Source organism: Opitutus sp. ER46, assembly GCF_003054705.1.
GTDB lineage: Bacteria > Verrucomicrobiota > Verrucomicrobiia > Opitutales > Opitutaceae > ER46.
On record NZ_QAYX01000024.1, the window covers coordinates 549,535 to 565,648 of the forward strand.

Consider the following 16,114-nt stretch of genomic DNA (forward strand, 5'->3'; position numbering starts at 1 on the left):
TCGTCATGAATCCGCCCGACTCCTCCGCTCCGAACGCCACCGCCGCGCCGTTCTTGGTGGACCATGCGGCCGAGGAGCCTGTCGTCCAGGCGTCCGGCCTGTGCCACACCTACGGCGAGGGCGAGGGCGCCAAGCAGGTGCTCTTCGACAACGACCTGACCATCTATCCCGGCGAGATCGTCATCATGACCGGCCCCTCCGGCTCGGGCAAAACCACGCTCCTGACGCTCATCGGCGCCTTGCGCTCCGTCCAGAAGGGCAGCCTGCATGTGCTCGGCCGCGAGCTCCACGGGCTCAGCACCGCGGAACAGGTCCGCGTTCGCCGCGACATCGGTTTCATTTTCCAGGCGCACAATCTCTTCGACTCGCTCACCGCCTACCAGAACGTCCGCCTCACGACCGAACTCCACGAGTACACGCCGGAACAGCGCCACCAGCTGCCGGTGAACATGCTGGCGCAGCTCGGGCTCGCCGAGCGCATGCACTACCGGCCCGCCAACCTCTCGGGTGGCCAGCGGCAGCGCGTCGCGATCGGCCGCGCCCTCGTGAACCAGCCGAAACTGGTGCTCGCCGACGAGCCCACCGCGGCGCTCGACAAGGACACCGGCCGCCAGGTCGTCACGCTCCTGCAGAAAATGGCCAAGGAGCAGCGCTCGGCCATCATGATCGTGACCCACGACAACCGCATCCTCGATGTCGCGGACCGGATCGTGAACATGGTCGACGGCTACATCGTTTCGAACGTCGAGGTCGCCGAGAATATCGCCATCTGCAAATTCCTCCAGCGCTGCTCCGTGTTCGAGGGCGCCTCGCCGAACCTGCTCGCGGAGATCGCGGGCAAGATGAAGCGCGAGACTCATCCCGCGGGCAAAACGATCATCCGGCAGGGCGACCCCGGCGATAAGTTCTACATCGTGCGCCGCGGGCGCGTGGAGGTGAGCAAGCAGATCGGTGATCGCAGCGAGTCGCTCGTGCACCTCGGCGCCGGCGCCTTCTTCGGCGAACTCGCGCTGCTGCGCGACGAGCCGCGCGCCGCCACGGTGGCGTCCACCGAGCCGGTCGAGCTGCTCACGCTCTCCAAGAGCGAGTTTCTCGACGTGCGCCGCAACCTCGGTTCCTTCGAGGAGCAGTTGCGCAAGGCCAACTTCGGCCGCTGAGCGCGCGCCGCGGCCTGTCCTCAAACGGCCCGGGCAACAGGCCGCGGCGGGCAGAGCGCCCGCGCGCGGGCGTACGCCGCCAGGTTCGCCTCCAGCGCCCGGGCCCACGTGTGCGTGATCGGCGTCGTCCGGTTGTGTCGCGTGATCGTGGCTCGCAACGCGGCGTCGGTGCTCAGTCGGTGGAGATGAGCCGCCAGGTCCGCATCATCTGCGGCCAGCAGACCTTCGACCCCGTGGCGTACAAATTCCGTCACGCCGCTGGTGCGCATCGCCACCACCGGCAGCCCGACGGCCCGCGCCTCCAGCGCGGCCAGCCCGAAGGATTCCAGCTCCGTCGGCAGCACGAACACGTGCGACTGGGCCAGCAGCTGCCGCACCGTCGCGCTCGTGACGGCGCCATGGAACCGGACGGCGTCGCCCACGCCGAGGGTCGTCGCGAGCCGCTCCAGGTTGCGCCGCTGGGAACCGTCGCCGGCAATATGTAGCACCAACTTCGTCGTGGCCGGAGTCCGCGCGCGCGCCGCCGCGAAAGCCCGGAGCGTCGCCTCGCCGCGCTTGCGCAGCGCCAGCCGCGTGACGGTGACGATGTGAATTGCGTCCGTCGCGGGCCGGTGCGGCACGCGCCATTCCTCCGGATCGATGCCGTTCGGAATGCGCGCGATCTCCACGCCCGGCAGCAGCGGCTGGATGTCCGCGACCGCCCGCTCACTGACGGCCGAGAACAGCATCGGGTACCTGCTCCAGCCCCACAGGAAATCGAGCAGCGCATACCAGCGGCGCCAGTTGCCCCACACGGAGTGCACCGTGTACACCAGCGGCAACCCGGCGCGCGCCGCCATGTAGGTCGTCCCCCAGCCGAACGGCGACGCGATGCTCCCGTGCACATGCACGACGTCGAACCGGCCGGCCCGCAGGTGCGCGTCCAGGTCGTGCGCCGTGAACGAGGACAAGGTCAGGCCGATGACGGGCATGCGCCAGGCGTCCAGCGCCACCACCCGCACCGCCGGATCCGCCGTGCAGGCGCCGCGGGTCGGACTGAACACTGTCACCTCGTGGCCGGCCGCCGCCAGCCGGGATGCGAGCCCGCTGAGCTGCCGTTCGATCCCACCCAGTCGCGGCAGGTACCAGTCGCACGCCAGGGCAATCCTCATCGCGTGCCTCCTTGCAGCTCGGCGCTGGTCGCATGGCTTTGTCCGTCACGCGGCCATACCCGGTCCTGCTCGATCAGCCACGACCAGGCATGGACTGCGGCATACAACGCCTGCGCGTCGCCGGGCAGAAAGGGTCCGCTCCCTTCCGACGCCCGCGTGCGGGGCAGGTCGGAGAACGAGCGGTGAATGAAGGTGTTCGTTGGATCCGTGGCATCGACGAACAGCGACCAGCCGGTGCGATCGAGCCGGAAACCGGTCTCGCGAATCGCCACGGCGATCCGTTCGTGCGCCGGAATCGGAGCCAGCAGGCTCACGCCCATTGCCGCCGTGGGCGCGGTGTCGCCCACGAGGCCCAACAGGGTCGGCATCACGTCCACCTGGCTCGCCGGAAAGGCCTCCACCCGGGGCGGGCCCACCAGATCGCCCGGGCCATAGAGGAGCGCTGCCGTCCACACCGTGCTATCCAGCGGAAACGCCGCGATGTCGTCCGCGACCGGTTCGGCAATCGACACGCTGTGGTCGCCGCAGATCAGGATCACCGTCCGGTTGGCCCGCGGGCGCGTCGCGAAGAACGCCCGCAGTCGTCCAATCTGCCGGTCAAGCAGCCCGAGCATCGCGTCGAAGTTCTCCGCGCGGTCTCCCTGGTGCTGACCCGCGTAGGGTGCGGCCTCCTGCTGGTCCGCCGGATCCGAGAAATACGCGCCGGCCGTGGTGAACGGACCGTGGGTGCCCGCGTTGGCCACAAAATAAAACTGCGGCGTGCCCGGCCGGAGCCGGTCGCCGTCCGCCATGTGCTCCCGGAGTACGCGAAACGTCTCCGCATCCCCGCGAATCGGGGCGAGACCCAGGCGGTTCGCGGGCAGCAACACATCCACGTCGTCGTACCAGCGCCGCGCCCAGGCCTCCTCGTTGCCGAAGCCCGCGTCGCAGCCCCAGATCGCCGTCGTGTGGTAACCCCGCATCCGGAGCCGCGCGGGAAGCGAATCGAAGCTGACGCCGGTGAACTCGGCGCAGACCTCCCGGCTGCGGTGCGGCAGCGTGCCCGTGTGGAGGGAAAAGAAGCCCGGGGCGCTCGGGTACCCGTTCGCGATGAACTGGGGGAAGACCACGCTCTCACGCGCCAGCGCGTCCAGGTTTGGCGTCGGTGAGGGCTCCTGGTGTCGGATGAAGCCGAGGTGGCGGCCGTGGAGCGATTCGACGGCGATGACGATGATGTCCGGGAGATCGGTGCCCGCGCCCGCCGGCACCGGCCCGGGGCGGTGCAGGAGCGGATGGGCGTCCGACACAAAATCGCCAACCGCGGGCGACAGGAGGCGATGGCGCACCCGCTCGGCCGCCTCGGCGAGGTGGATGGGAGTGGCCTCGTGTTCGCCCGGACCGAGATCCCGCAGGAAGGTGATCTCGACCGGCTGCATGAGGGTGCGGCGGGGTGCGGCCCGCCCCATCGGCGCCACATACAGGCTGCCGGCAATGACGATGCCGGCGCCGTACCAGGCCCAACTCCAGGGCGGCGCCGTGCGGGCGTGCCGGGCGCGCCAGGTCACCAGCGCCAGCAGGCTCCAGCCGGTGCCCAAGAGGCCGAGCGAATACAGGGTGTGCCCCGCATCATGCCAGAGCGACAGCGCTGTGGTCGGTGACGCCAGCGCGGGCACGCCGTACGCGGTCAGGACGCTTGGCGAGAAGCGGCGGGCCACGAACCGCACCAGGGAGAAGTCGACCTGGTCCATCAGCATCAGCAGCCCCGCGACGACCGCGGTCAGGACCACGAGCGCGATGCGGAGCCGCGAACACAGCCGCCAGAGCAGCAGGAGCCCAAGCCCCAGCGTGAGCGGCACCGCGAGTTGGTAGGAGAGCGCGGTGCCATACAGGCTGATCGGCGATGAAACTTGGGGCCGACCGTCGAGCCCGTTGCCGAAGTAATGCCACGTCACCGCGACCGCGCGCACCGCGAGCAGGATGAGGACGGAGAGCAGCAGCGGATGTCCGAGCGGCCGCAGGAAATTCCAGGCTCCGGTGGGACGTGACGGTCTGGCCGCGGCGCGGTTGGGCTCGGCCGCCTTCGGCAGATCAGCGCTCGGCATGGGAGGGCTTCCCTTCCCGGGCCGGTGGCAGGTGCCAGAACCACCAGCCGGCGATGACGAGGAGCAGGAGGTTGCGCGCGTTCAGCAGCGCCACCATCGCGGGATGAAATGAGGTCAGGAAGTCGTAGAGGTAGGGGAAGAGCACCTGCGTGCAGATCGTCGGGATGAGCAACGCGGCGGCGACAAAACCAAGCCGGGGGCGCGCCCCGGCGGCCACCGCCGCGAGCGGAGTCACCCAGAGCAGGTACTGCGGCGAGAACACCTTGTTGGTGAGCATGAATACCAGCAGAAGCACGATCGTGAGCAGCAGGATGCTGAGGTCACGATCGGTGGCATCGCGCCGGCGATTGCGCCAGGCGTACGCGAGGGCGAGCAGCGCGGCGGCGGCGAGGAAGATGAAGGGCGCCAGCCGGGCGCACGCGGCGGCGGCCGGATGCTGCAGTTCGATGGCCCCGAACCGCAGCGCATGGGCGAGCGGCTCGCCCGCAGCCGGCAGCGCCATCAACACGCCGGCGTACGTGCTCTCGATCTGCAGTGCCCGCTGCACGTGGTAGGTGTAGCTCGCCAGGTAGCCGTCGCCGAACCAGGCTTGGAAGCCCAGGTGGAGGATGACCAACGTCGCCCCGCAGCCGAACGCCAGTAGGACCGCCGCGCGCCAGTGCTGGCGGCCGCCCACCGTGACGAGCCACAGCAGTGCGGCGGCGAGAAGCAGCCCGGGCACGATCTTGGTCATCACCCCGAGCGCCACCACGGCGCCGCTGGCCACCAGCCATCCGGCGGCGCCCCCGCGCAGTCCGCGCTGCAGGAGCGCCAGCGCCGTGACGATCGTCAGCGGCACGACGACATCGAAGCGCGATGCGGCGATGCTGCCGAAGGCGAGGACGAACAGGAGCGACCAGATCAGGGTGCGCGTGGCGAGGGCGGGGGAGATGCGCTCGCTGCCGGCCAGCACCCCCATGCCCAGCAGCGCGGTCGCGAGGTAGAGACCGCCCGCCCAAGCGGTGTAAGCGGTGGTATAGTCGTTCTCACTGCGGGCGATGAGCGCCGGCACCGCCATCACCAGGATGGCGCCCGGCTGGTACTCGGGCCGGACCTCGCGGTAGATGCGAAACGTGCCCTGGCCCGGAGCATCGGCCGGCAGCTTGGGGTCGACGCCATGGACCGCCACGGACGCATACCGGTGGTAGAGCCTGACCTCGCCGTGGGTGTCGAAAAACCAGACCGCGAGCCCGGCGAAGCCGTGGGTGTCGACCAGCGCGTGATACCACTGCGCGACCGTCGGCTGGGCCGGAAGCTGTTGTTCCAGCCGCTGCCACGCCGTGCGATCGAACCGTAGTTGGTAGGCGCCGAGGAAGAGCCCGGCGTGCAGCAACAGGAGCAGGAGCGGACCGGGACTGCGCCACCAGGGACGCGAAGCAGGCGAAGACACCATGACGGAAGGAAGCGGAAGCGGGGCAGGGTGGGGCTGCGCCGGTCGTACGATCAAGGGGACGCGGCGCGGGCAAGGCAATCCCCGGCTCCCGGGGGACGGCGGCAATCCAACCGTGCCGGTCCGGCGGAAAAGAGGCTGCGCTCCGGCCCGAGCTTCGGGCAGACTCGTGGGAGTGAATACCCGACGCGACTTTGTGAAGCTGGCCGGCACGGCCAGCCTGCTGGCGATGGTGAGTGCCCGCGCGTCTGAGCCCGGCTTGGCCGGGCATGCGGCGGGATCGACGCCGGGCGCGGCGGCCACGTCGGAGGAGGAGCGCGCGGCGTGGTGCCGACTGGCGATCCGGCTGGCCGAGCCGATGCTCCCGGCGCTCGCGGCGCGACGGCTGAAGGCGGTGATGCCAGTGGAGGCGCATCCCAAGGCGAAAGACCGGCCCGAGTACTCGCACCTCGAGGCGCTGGGCCGGCTGTTGATGGGACTCGCTCCCTGGCTGGAACTCGGGGCGGCGGCGACGCCGGAAGGAAGGGTGCGCGAGCGGCTCGGCGCCCTGGCGCGCGCCGGCATCGACGCAGCCACCGACCCGGCATCGCCCGACTACATGAATTTCGCGCGCGGCGGGCAGCCCCTCGTCGACGCCGCATTCCTCGCGCAGGCACTGTTACGCGCGCCGCAGGCCTTGTGGGGCCGGCTCGATGAACGCGTGCGCCGCAACGTGGTGATCGCGCTGCGCGCCACGCGGGTGATCCGGCCGGGCGAGAGCAACTGGAAGCTCTTCGCCACCATGGTCGAAGTCTTCCTTCACCGGGTGGGTGAGCCGCGGGACGACGTGCGGCTCTTCGAGGGGCTCACGCGGCATCGCGACTGGTATGTCGGCGATGGCGTCTACGGCGATGGCCCGGAGTTTCACTGGGACTACTACAACTCCTTTGTCATCCAGCCGATGTTCGTCGAGGCGCTCGACGTCGTGGGCGACGAGGCCGAATCGTGGGCCGGGCTGCGCGGCAAGGCGCGCGAACGGCTCACGCGGTGGGCGGCGATCCAGGAGCGGCTGATCGCGTCGGACGGCTCCTATCCGGTGTTGGGGCGTTCGATTGCGTACCGGTGCGGGGCTTTCCAAGGGCTCGCGCTGGCGGCGTGGCGGCGGATGTTGCCGCCCGAGATGAAGCCCGCGCAGGCGCGCGTGGCGCTCGGCCGCGTGATCCGCCGCACGCTGGAGGCACCGGGGACGTACGACGCGGCCGGCTGGCTCCAGATCGGGCTCGCCGGGCATCAGCCTGGACTGGGCGAAACGTACATCTCGACGGGCAGCCTCTACCTGTGCAGCGCCGCCTTCCTGCCGCTCGGTCTGCCACCGGCGGACCCGTTCTGGAGCGACCCCGCCGTGCCGACGACCTGGGAGCGTGCGTGGTCCGGTGAGAACCTGGGCGTGGACAAGGCGCTGAAGAGTCCGAAGTAACGCCGCGGCGGCCCGGACGGCGTGGGGCGCGGGCGCAGCAACGGCGGCCGACGCGCCGGCGGGTGAAATTCTGGTGACGCGGCAATTTACCGTTTCCTCGGGGGATCGCCCCGGCACACTCCGGCACGAATGTCCCCGTTTTCTCGCCGCGACTTTCTGCGCGCCGGCCTCACTGGCAGCGCGTTGCTTCTCCCGGTCTCCCTGCGCGCCACCCCCGCGGTGGCACCGGCCGCTCCCCGCCGGGAACCGGGTCGGGCCCGCAACCTCATCTTCCTCGTCGCCGATGGCATGAGCCTCGGCACGCTCACCCTCGCCGAGCGCTATCGGCGCCGGCAGGAGGGGCGCGGCATGCACTGGTTGAGCGTGTACGACCGGCCCGACCTGCGCCGCGCGCTGATGGACACGAGCTCGGCGAGTTCACTGGTGACCGATTCCGCGGCGGCGTCCTCGGCCTGGGGCTGCGGCCACAAGGTGAAGAATGGCGCGATCAACATGAGCCCCGACGGGCAGTCGCATCGGCCGATCCTGCCGCTGGCGCGGGACGCCGGGAAGGCGACGGGCGTCGTGACGACGGCGACGGTGACGCACGCGACGCCGGCGGGCTTCACCGCGCAAGCCGCGGCGCGCGTCGATGAACTCGAGATCGCCACCCAATACCTGGGCGTCGGGCTCGATGTGTACCTCGGCGGCGGCGCGAAGTTCTTCGCGGCCGGGGCGCGGAGCGACAAACGCGACCTCTTCGGCGACTTCGCCCGGGCGGGCTACGCCGTGGTGCGGGACGCCGCGGGGTTGCGGCAGGCGGCCGGCGCGCCGCGTCTGCTCGGCATCTTTGCGGACGGGCACCTGCCGTACGAACTCGACCGCCGCGCGGATCCGGCCCTGGCGGGCAGTGTACCCACGCTGGCGGAGATGGCGCGGCTCGCGCTCGGGCGGCTCGCGCAGCACCCGGAGGGGTTCGTCGTGCAGATCGAGGGCGCGCGCGTCGACCACGCCGCGCACGCGAACGATGTCGGCGGCATCATCCACGACATGCTGGCCTTCGACGACGCGATCGGCGTGGCGCTCGAGTTTGCCGCGGGTCGCGATGACACGCTGGTCATCCTCACGAGCGACCACGGCAACTCCAACCCTGGGCTGCTCGGCGTGGGAGGCAGCTTCGACAGCCGCCGGGGCAGCTACGGCGACACGATGGTTTGCTTCGATCGGATCGCGCAGTTTCGGCAGACCAACGTGTGGGCACTCGAGGAACTCGGGCCGAAGAGCACCGCGGCGCAGGTGCGCGACCGCGTGCACGCCGCCACCGCGCTCGCGCTCGAGGACGACGAGGTGGAGCTGTTGCGCCGGGCGCTCCGCAAGGAGCACCGCGAAGGCTATCGCGTGCGCAACGCGCCGCTGATCGCGCTCGGGCAGATCCTCGCGAACTACACCGCCGTGGGTTGGGCGGGCATCGCGCATACGACGGACTACGTGGAACTCGCGGCCTTCGGTCCCGGCAGCGAAAGCATCCAGGGCCTCGTGCAGAACAACGCGCTGTTCGGCGTGATGACGCGGGCGCTGGGGCTGAAGGTCGCGCGCGAGGCGGCGGCATGAGCTGAAGCCGGGCGCAGGGCTGCGCGACATTAGCCGAGATTGTGTAATGCCCAAGCCGCCGCCGGCTTCGGCCCGCGAAGCTTGGGCTTGTTTTGGCCGCGCCGATCGGAATTCTCCGCTCTCCCATGCCCCCCGATCTCGCTCCCGTGCTCCAACTGCTTCGTGCCCACGCGGCGCAGCCACTTGATGCCCACGAGGCGGCGATGACCGCGGAGGTAATCCGGTTTGCCGAGGCGCATCCCGATTGTCTGTGGCGGACCTGCGTGCCGGGGCATCTCACGGGGTCGGCATGGATCGTGAGCCCGGACCGGAAGCGGACGCTCCTCACGCATCACCACAAGCTGGACAAGTGGCTCCAGTTGGGCGGTCACGCGGACGGTGACGGCGACCTCCTCGCGGTGGCGCTGCGCGAGGCGCGCGAGGAGAGCGGCCTCACCCGGCTGCGCGTCGTGAGCCCGGCGGTTTTCGATGTGGACCGGCACTGGATCCCGCCGCGCAAGACCGAGCCCGGCCACTATCACCACGACCTGCGGTTCATGATCGAGGCCGACCCGGCGGAGCCGCTGGTGATTTCGAACGAGTCCAAGGACCTCGCCTGGGTGGATGTCGCGTCGGTGACGTCGCTCAACCCGGAGGAATCCATGGCGCGGATGGTCCGGAAGACGCTCGCGGCCGCTTAAACGGCCGGTTGAACGTGGCAGGTTAGAAAGTTGCAGGTTGCCGGCCGACGGAGCCGCGGGGGGGCGGCGTGGCGGGAAGCGGGGATCAATTCGGGGTACGCCGGTCGCGTATCAGAGCCGTATCGTGGCGCGCCGCCCCGGGGCATCCATTGAGATAACTAGCCAAATCTGGCTAGTTACGGCCACCCGGTTGGGAGGCCGCGGCCGCTTGTCCCGACGATCACGTCGAAGCGGAAGACCGAGCCGCCGCCGGGCTCGCTCTCCACCGTGATGCGTCCGCGCATCAGTTCGACGAAGCGCTTGGTGATGGCCAGACCTAGTCCGGTGCCGCCGAACCGGCGCGTGGTCGACGAATCCGCCTGCGAGAAGGGTTGGAACAACCGGGGAAGCGCAGCCTCCGCGATGCCCACTCCCGTGTCGTGGATGGCGAAGTGCAGCCGGGCTTCGCGGTCAGTGCAGGCCGTGGCGCTGACGTGAAACCGGACGTGGCCGGCGGACGTGAATTTCACGGCGTTGCCCAGAAGGTTCATCAGGATCTGCCGGAGTCGAACGGCATCGCCGCGCACCACGACCGGAACCTCAGCGCCGATCTCGCTGACCAGGAGGAGACCTTTGCGTTCTGCGATGGGACGGAGCACTGCCAGGACCCCGTGGACGCAGGGCACGAGCGGAAACTCGATCTCCTCGAGCTCGATCCGGCCCGCTTCGGCCTTCGCCATGTCGAGAATGTCATCGATCACACGCAGCAGCGCGTCTCCGCAGTCGCAGATCGTCCGGAGGTAGTCGCGTTGCTCGGCACTGAGCGGGGTGTTTTCCAGGAGTGAAGCCATGCCGATCACGCCGTTCATCGGCGTGCGCAGTTCGTGGCTGACGACGGCGAGGAACTGGGATTTCGCCGCGTTCGCGGCCTCGGCGGCGTTCTTGGCCTCGTGCAGCGCGGCTTCGGCGTGTTTGCGCCGGGTGATGTCCTGGATGAAGCCTTCGTAGTACAGAACGTCGCCTTGGGCGTTGCGGACGGCGCGGGCGTGTTCGGACACCCAGATGACGGAGCCGTCTTTGCGGCGGACTTCGTATTCCAGACCGTGCACCTCGCTTCGCTCCGCCATGAGGCGCTGGTATTCACGGCGCGCCGCAGGATCGACGTAGACGTGCACCGAGATGTCGCGCACGCATTGCAGCAACTCGGCGGTGGAGGTGTAGCCGTACATCTTTGCCAAGGCGGGATTGACGAGGAGATAGCGGCCTTCGGGGGTGGACTGGAAAATGCCTTCGACTGCGTTCTGAACGATGCTGTGAAAACGCTCGAGAGACGAGGGGAGGGGTGGAACCGACTCGGCCATTTCCCAGGTTTCAGGTGCCAGCATCTGCATTCCGGATACTCCGCACGCGACGTGCCATGATCGGCCGGCGCTTCGGTAGGACGGGGGTATTAGGCCGCCTGACGGGCGAGGCCAGTGCCGCTGCCGCCGCAGTCACGAGTATCTGGACATTATCGCGGCGAGTATCCGGACATTATTCCGAGTTTCTGGACATTATCCTGTTAGTCATTGCTGTTAAGCAGTTAATAATTGCAGCCATCGGTGCCCTCTTGTCCTGTGTGGGTGCCCTTCGGGGCATCGCGGGCCTGCGATCTGGGACGACGGCGGCCTTGAAGTCGGCGGGTTCAAAGACCGTGCTTCTGCAAAATCCTGGCCGCGAGCCGCAGGACTCGGCGCGGAGCGGCGTGTATCTGTTCGAAGACTCTCCCCATGAATCGATCGATCCTCCTCGTCCTCGTTTCCAGCGTGAACCGGCTCGCGGTATCGATCACCCGAGCAGGGCAGCCAGCTCGGGCTCGATGGTCGCGCGGAGCAGCTCCTGGAGCTCTGGTTGCATGAACTCGTAGTGGTCGGGAATATCGAGGACCGCGACGGGCGGGAGCGCGGCGTCGGGAAACTGCTCGCGGAGTCGGCGGAGGTGTTCGCGCTCCATCACCATGACGGCGTCGGCCCAGTCCAGGTCCGCCGCGGTGAGTCGGCGGCGGGAGCCTTCGCGCAGGCCGGCGGAGCGGACCTCGAGTCGCGCATCCTGGCGGTAAAGCTGTTCGGCCGTCGCGCTGCGCCGACGGTTCAGCGCGCAGATGAAAAGGACGCGCAGCCGGGGCGCACTCACCACAGCGGGACGAGTTCCTCCTGGCGGACCCAGCCGGTCTGGCCGTTGGAGAATACCAGGCGCTTCCAACCGACGAACTCGCGATCCACGCGGGCGACGCTGCCGGCGGGAAGCGCGGAAGTTTTCTGGGTGGTGTCGGCTTCGGTTGGAATGGAACGCAGGGTGGTGGTCTCCCAGGTGATGACCGCGTCGGCGTGGGCGGTCTCGCCGTAGACGCGGAGGCCGAAGAGGGCGACGAGCGCGAGGACGATAGCTGCCGCGCCGGCGCCGCTGGCGGTCCAGAACAGCGCCCGGCGTCGTGGTCCGTACGCGTTGACGAGCATGAGGCCGAGCGCGAGCGCGTCGATGCCGGCGGCGACGATGAGCCAGCGCTGCCAGCCGGCGGGGCCGGCGAGGGTGGCGATGGCGTGCGTGGGGCCGTCCTTGAGCAGCGGCATCAGCGGGTCGGGCGCGAAGCCGGCCTTGCCTGCAGTGTAGGCAAAATTCCACCGCACCGCGGGATCGTTGGGATGCTGGACCAGCGCGGCGACCGCATGGGCGGCGGCGGGGCCGGCCTTGTCCTGCTGCGTGAGGGCCAGCGAGAGGTTGTGGTGCGCGATCCAGTCGGTGGAGTTCTGCGCCAGGGCGGCGCGCCAGCCCTCCTCGGCGGCGGCAAAGTTGCCGGCGCGGTAGCTGGCCTCGGGCGCCAGCGCCGGAACGGCGAAGGCCGTCAACGGGAGCAGCGCGGCGACGGCCAGCGCGGCCGCGAAGGGCAGCAGGTTCCGCGGCAGGAACAGGCGGTGCGGCTGGAAGCTCGGGATGCGTTTCGCCTCCAGGGCCGCCTCGGCGCGGGCTACCCAGTCAGCCGGAAGTTCCGGCCGCGGGCCGTAGAGCGCGCGATCCGCCTCGCGCCAGAGTGTCGCCCACGCGGCACCATCGGTTGGCGAATTGGACCCACCCCGGGCGTCGTTCGTGGCGGCGGCGAGCACCCAGGTGGCAGGCGCGGCGTGCGCCACGCCCCAGAGCGTCGCGGAGTCGCGCTGCCATGCGCGCAGCTGTTCCGGCGCGGGCGTGCCGGCCGACGCCTGCATCTGCGTGAGCAGGCCCGTCAGGCGGGCATGGGCCTCACGGCGCGGGCGAATCGGATCCGTGCGCAGCGCGCGCCGCCAGGCAAGGGCCAGCCACAGCAGCAGCACGCCGCCGAACGGGGCAATCAGCCAGGCGAGGAGCGGGCGGAGGGCGAGCGGGCGCGGGGCGTCGCCGCGGCCGGCGAGCGCGTCGCGCGGAATGCTCCCGGGCAGGCCCGGGGCGCGTGGGGCCGGAGCAGCGGGCGCGGCGCTTACGCCGGCCGTGGCGTTCGGGCTGCCGACGGTAGCGCCAACCATGGATACGGTCATGGGCGGCTTGATCGTGATCGTGGTGCGCTCGGTCTGGATCGTCTCGTAGCGGCCGGCTTTCGGGTCGAAGTAGGCAAACGTCACCGGGCCCAGCGTGTAGCGGCCGGCCTTGGTCGGCACGAGGACGACGTCCTCGGTGAGCGTGGCTTCGAAGAGCTTGCCCTCGGCGGTGGTGCGCTTGGCCTTCGGCTGGACGACCTCGAAGTCCTTGGCCACCTCGCGGGAGGGGAGCGCGTTGATCTCGGGCCAGTTGCCGGTGCCGGTGAGCTCGAGCGTCCAGGTGACGGGTTCGCCGACGCTCGCGTCGGCGGGGACCACCTTCGACGTGAGCTTGAATTGGCCGACCGCGCCAGTGAAGCCGGGCGGCGCCGCGGGCAGGGGGCGAACCTCGAGGACGGGCTGGTCGGACGTGATGGAGACCGGCTCCATACGGGCTTGGGAGAAGAGGCCAAAACCGACGGCGCCGGTCTGCACCTGCACGACCTGGTGCACGGCGTCGAGGGTTACGGACGGGGTCGACTTCGCGTACGCGCGCGTGCTCGTGGTGGCGACGATGTGGCGCTGGCCGTCGATGACGGTTTCGGCGCCGGTGGGATTGGACCAGGCCTCGGCCACGAGGGGCGCGGCGTTCCAGTCGAAGGTGAAGCGGCCAAACTGCGGGTTGTTGCGACTGGCGGCGGTGAGCCGGTACGTCAGCCCGAAGACCTCGCCGGCCCAGACGGTGGTGCGCTCGGGAATCAGTTTCGAGGTCGCGACGGAGTCGGCGCTGACCGTCGGGGCGGCGCCATTGAACGCGGCGACGCGGAGCGCGCCCTTGTTGGTCTTCACCGTGAAGGCGGGAATCTGCAGCGGGCCGGCGCGGCGGGCCTGGACCAGGTAGCCGAGGATCACCGAGCGGGTGACGCTCATGTTCACCATGTTCACGGTCGTGGAGCGGTCGTTGAGCGTGAGCGTCGCATTGGGGATGGCGGGCAGGACGGGGTCGCCGTCCGGCTCGCAGTCCTCGAACACGAGCAACACCGCGCTGCCGTCGCCGTTTTCCCAGCGCACGCTCTGCGCGCGGAGGAGGGTGGCGGCGGCCAGGGTGAGGAAGACGAAGGCGAAACGAACGAGACGCATGGGCATTACCAGTCTTTCTTGGGCTTCTTCTGATCGCGGCGCTCAGGCGCCTGCATCAGTTGGAAGAGCTCGGCGGGGGAGTCCTGATTCTTGAGCTGTTCGAGTTTCTCCAGGGGCACGGCCATGTTCGGATCCTGCTGCTCGGGCGTGGGCCGCTTCTCCGGTGCGCCGCCGACTTTCTGGGTGTCCTTGGACGGCGGCGGAGGAGGAGGTGGCTGCTTCATGTCGCCGAAAGCGGGCGGCTGATCCTTGGGCGGCGTGTCGGGCTTGGAATTCTGCGGCGAGGGGGAGCTGTCGTTCTTTTGTTCGTCGGGCTTCTGCTCCGGTGGCTGCTTTTGCTCCTGGTTTTGCTGCTGGGGGTCCTGCTTGGGCGGCTGGTCCTGCTGGGAAGGATTCTGCTTCGACTGATCCTGGTTCTGTTGCTGCTGCTTTTGCTGTTGTTGCTTCTGCTGCTCCGGCGGCGGCTTCTGGTCCGGGCGCTGGAGCAGCGCCTCGAGTTGCTCGCGGAGCTTGTCCCAGTCCGTGACCTTCGGGTCGAGCGCGCGACCGAGTTCGACGGCCCGCAGCGCGTCATTGACCGGCCCGGCGGGAACCTGGCCCTGGCTGGATTGAAGCTGGGTGCCCCAGGAAACCGTCGCGCCGGCCATGTCGGCCCAATCCCGCGCACTCTGGCGGTCGGCCGTGGCGAGTCGGCCCACGATTTTCGCGAGGGCGGGCGGCTCGGCGGAACCTTTGCCGGCCGGCGACGCAGGCGGGGGCGGCGGCGCAATTTTCACCTGGGCGGTCACACGCGATGCGGTGCCGAGGGCCAGCCCGAGTCCGAGCAGCAGGAGCGCGGCGCCGGCGGCCGGGCCGGGCGCAGCACGCTTGCGGGCGGCGTCGCCGTCGGGCGGCGTGCCGCGCAGGCTGATCTCGCGCGGCCGGGGGCGGACAGGAAACTCGTAGTAGAAGCTCACGAGGAAGCACCACAGCGCGAAGGCGAGGGGCCACTGGAAGCGGTCGACGAGCCGCACGGTCTTCATCTCGGTGAACGCGCCCTTGCGGCCGGCGTTCACGGTCTCCTCCACGAGATTGGCCAGGTCGACCCACGCGCTCGCGTCGCGGTACTGGCCGCCGGTCGCCTGCGCGAGTTGCTGGAGCGTGTCGCTCTCGAGCCGGGAGAGGACGACCGCCCCACGATCATCCTTCACGAAGCCGCCGGAGCCGTCGGGGATCATCGAGCCGCCGGGCGTACCCACCCCGAGGCCGATGACGCGCACACCCTTCTTCTTGAGCGTCTCGACGCGCGCCTGCCACGCGGAGTCCAGGGCCTCGCCATCGCTTAGAATGATCAGGAATCGGTCCGCGGCGCCGCTGCCGCCGAAGGCGTCCAGGGTCGTGTCGATGAGCGCCGTGTAGTTGGTGCCGCCCTCGGGGAGAAACTCGGGTTTCAGCGCGGGCAGAAACTCCCGCAGGATCTCGTAGTCGGCGCTCAGCGGGCTTTGCAGGAAGGCGGTGCCGGAGAAGACCACCAGCCCGACGCGCTCGCCCTTGAGTTTCTCGAGGAGGGCCTGAATGAGCAGCTTGCTGCGCTCGAGGCGGGACGGCTTCACGTCGGGCGCGAGCATCGAGCGCGACAGGTCGAGCGCCAGGATGATCTCGCGCGACTGGTCGAGCATGGGCTCCTCGATGCGGCCCCATTGCGGGCGGGCGATCGCGACGATGGCGAACGCGAGGCCGAGCAGGAGCCAGGGCCGCAACCGCTGCCGGCTGGCTACGCCGGGATCGGAGACCAGATCCAGCGCGTGCGTGCCGACCTCCGCGCGCAGGATTTTCGGGTGCAGCGCCGCAGCCGTGAGCCGGCGACGACGGCCGAGCTCCCAGGCGAGCATCGCGACCGGGAGCAGCAGGAGCCAAAGCAACTGAGGCCAGGCAAAACTCATGG

The 16,114-nt window shown here is 69.7% G+C and carries 11 protein-coding genes; 4 read left to right on the plus strand and 7 right to left on the minus strand.

Annotated elements, in window-relative coordinates; translation table 11 throughout:
* Positions 1-5: 5 nt before the first annotated feature.
* The gene (locus DB354_RS22405; protein WP_158277593.1) at positions 6-1,157 is read left to right on the plus strand and encodes an ATP-binding cassette domain-containing protein; all 1,152 of its coding nucleotides are present in this window, start codon (positions 6-8) and stop codon (positions 1,155-1,157) included.
* A gap of 20 nt (positions 1,158-1,177) precedes the next feature.
* Here the strand turns inward: DB354_RS22405 and DB354_RS17595 are convergent, their stop codons facing one another.
* The 3 genes from DB354_RS17595 to DB354_RS17605 are packed head-to-tail and all read right to left on the minus strand — an operon-like array spanning position 1,178 to position 5,821.
* Positions 1,178-2,308 carry a glycosyltransferase family 4 protein gene (locus tag DB354_RS17595; RefSeq protein ID WP_107836939.1) on the minus strand — a complete coding sequence of 377 codons (1,131 nt, stop codon included), beginning with the start codon at positions 2,306-2,308 and terminating at the stop codon, positions 1,178-1,180.
* Positions 2,305-4,389, minus strand: a complete 2,085-nt coding sequence (locus DB354_RS17600; RefSeq protein ID WP_107836940.1) for a sulfatase-like hydrolase/transferase — start codon at positions 4,387-4,389, stop codon at positions 2,305-2,307. The genes DB354_RS17595 and DB354_RS17600 overlap by 4 nt, the downstream gene beginning before the upstream one ends.
* On the minus strand, positions 4,376-5,821 hold the full coding sequence (locus DB354_RS17605; RefSeq protein ID WP_107836941.1) for a glycosyltransferase 87 family protein: 1,446 nt from the start codon (positions 5,819-5,821) through the stop codon (positions 4,376-4,378). The genes DB354_RS17600 and DB354_RS17605 overlap by 14 nt, the downstream gene beginning before the upstream one ends.
* Before the next feature lie 172 nt (positions 5,822-5,993).
* Between DB354_RS17605 and DB354_RS17610 the strand changes: the two genes are divergently transcribed.
* From DB354_RS17610 to DB354_RS17620, 3 genes are all read left to right on the plus strand, one after another.
* A complete protein-coding gene (locus DB354_RS17610) occupies positions 5,994-7,274 on the plus strand; it encodes a DUF2264 domain-containing protein (protein ID WP_233256679.1) in 1,281 nt (426 codons plus the stop codon).
* Between the two features lie 129 nt (positions 7,275-7,403).
* A complete protein-coding gene (locus tag DB354_RS17615; protein ID WP_107836942.1) occupies positions 7,404-8,864 on the plus strand; it encodes an alkaline phosphatase in 1,461 nt (486 codons plus the stop codon).
* 125 nt (positions 8,865-8,989) lie between these two features.
* Entirely contained in the window at positions 8,990-9,544 is a 555-nt protein-coding gene (locus DB354_RS17620) for an NUDIX hydrolase (RefSeq protein WP_107836943.1), read from the plus strand.
* Between the two features lie 176 nt (positions 9,545-9,720).
* Here the strand turns inward: DB354_RS17620 and DB354_RS17625 are convergent, their stop codons facing one another.
* The 4 genes from DB354_RS17625 to DB354_RS17640 form a co-directional block, all read right to left on the minus strand.
* On the minus strand, positions 9,721-10,908 hold the full coding sequence (locus tag DB354_RS17625) for an ATP-binding protein (protein ID WP_158277594.1): 1,188 nt from the start codon (positions 10,906-10,908) through the stop codon (positions 9,721-9,723).
* Between the two features lie 442 nt (positions 10,909-11,350).
* Positions 11,351-11,695 (minus strand): protein-tyrosine-phosphatase, encoded by a 345-nt coding sequence (locus tag DB354_RS17630; RefSeq protein ID WP_107837096.1) that lies wholly within the window; start codon positions 11,693-11,695, stop codon positions 11,351-11,353.
* A complete protein-coding gene (locus DB354_RS17635; protein ID WP_158277595.1) occupies positions 11,692-14,190 on the minus strand; it encodes a BatD family protein in 2,499 nt (832 codons plus the stop codon). The genes DB354_RS17630 and DB354_RS17635 overlap by 4 nt, the downstream gene beginning before the upstream one ends.
* Before the next feature lie 5 nt (positions 14,191-14,195).
* Positions 14,196-16,112, minus strand: coding sequence for a VWA domain-containing protein (locus DB354_RS17640; protein ID WP_107836946.1), 1,917 nt, complete (start codon positions 16,110-16,112; stop codon positions 14,196-14,198).
* Between the last annotated feature and the right edge of the window lie 2 nt (positions 16,113-16,114).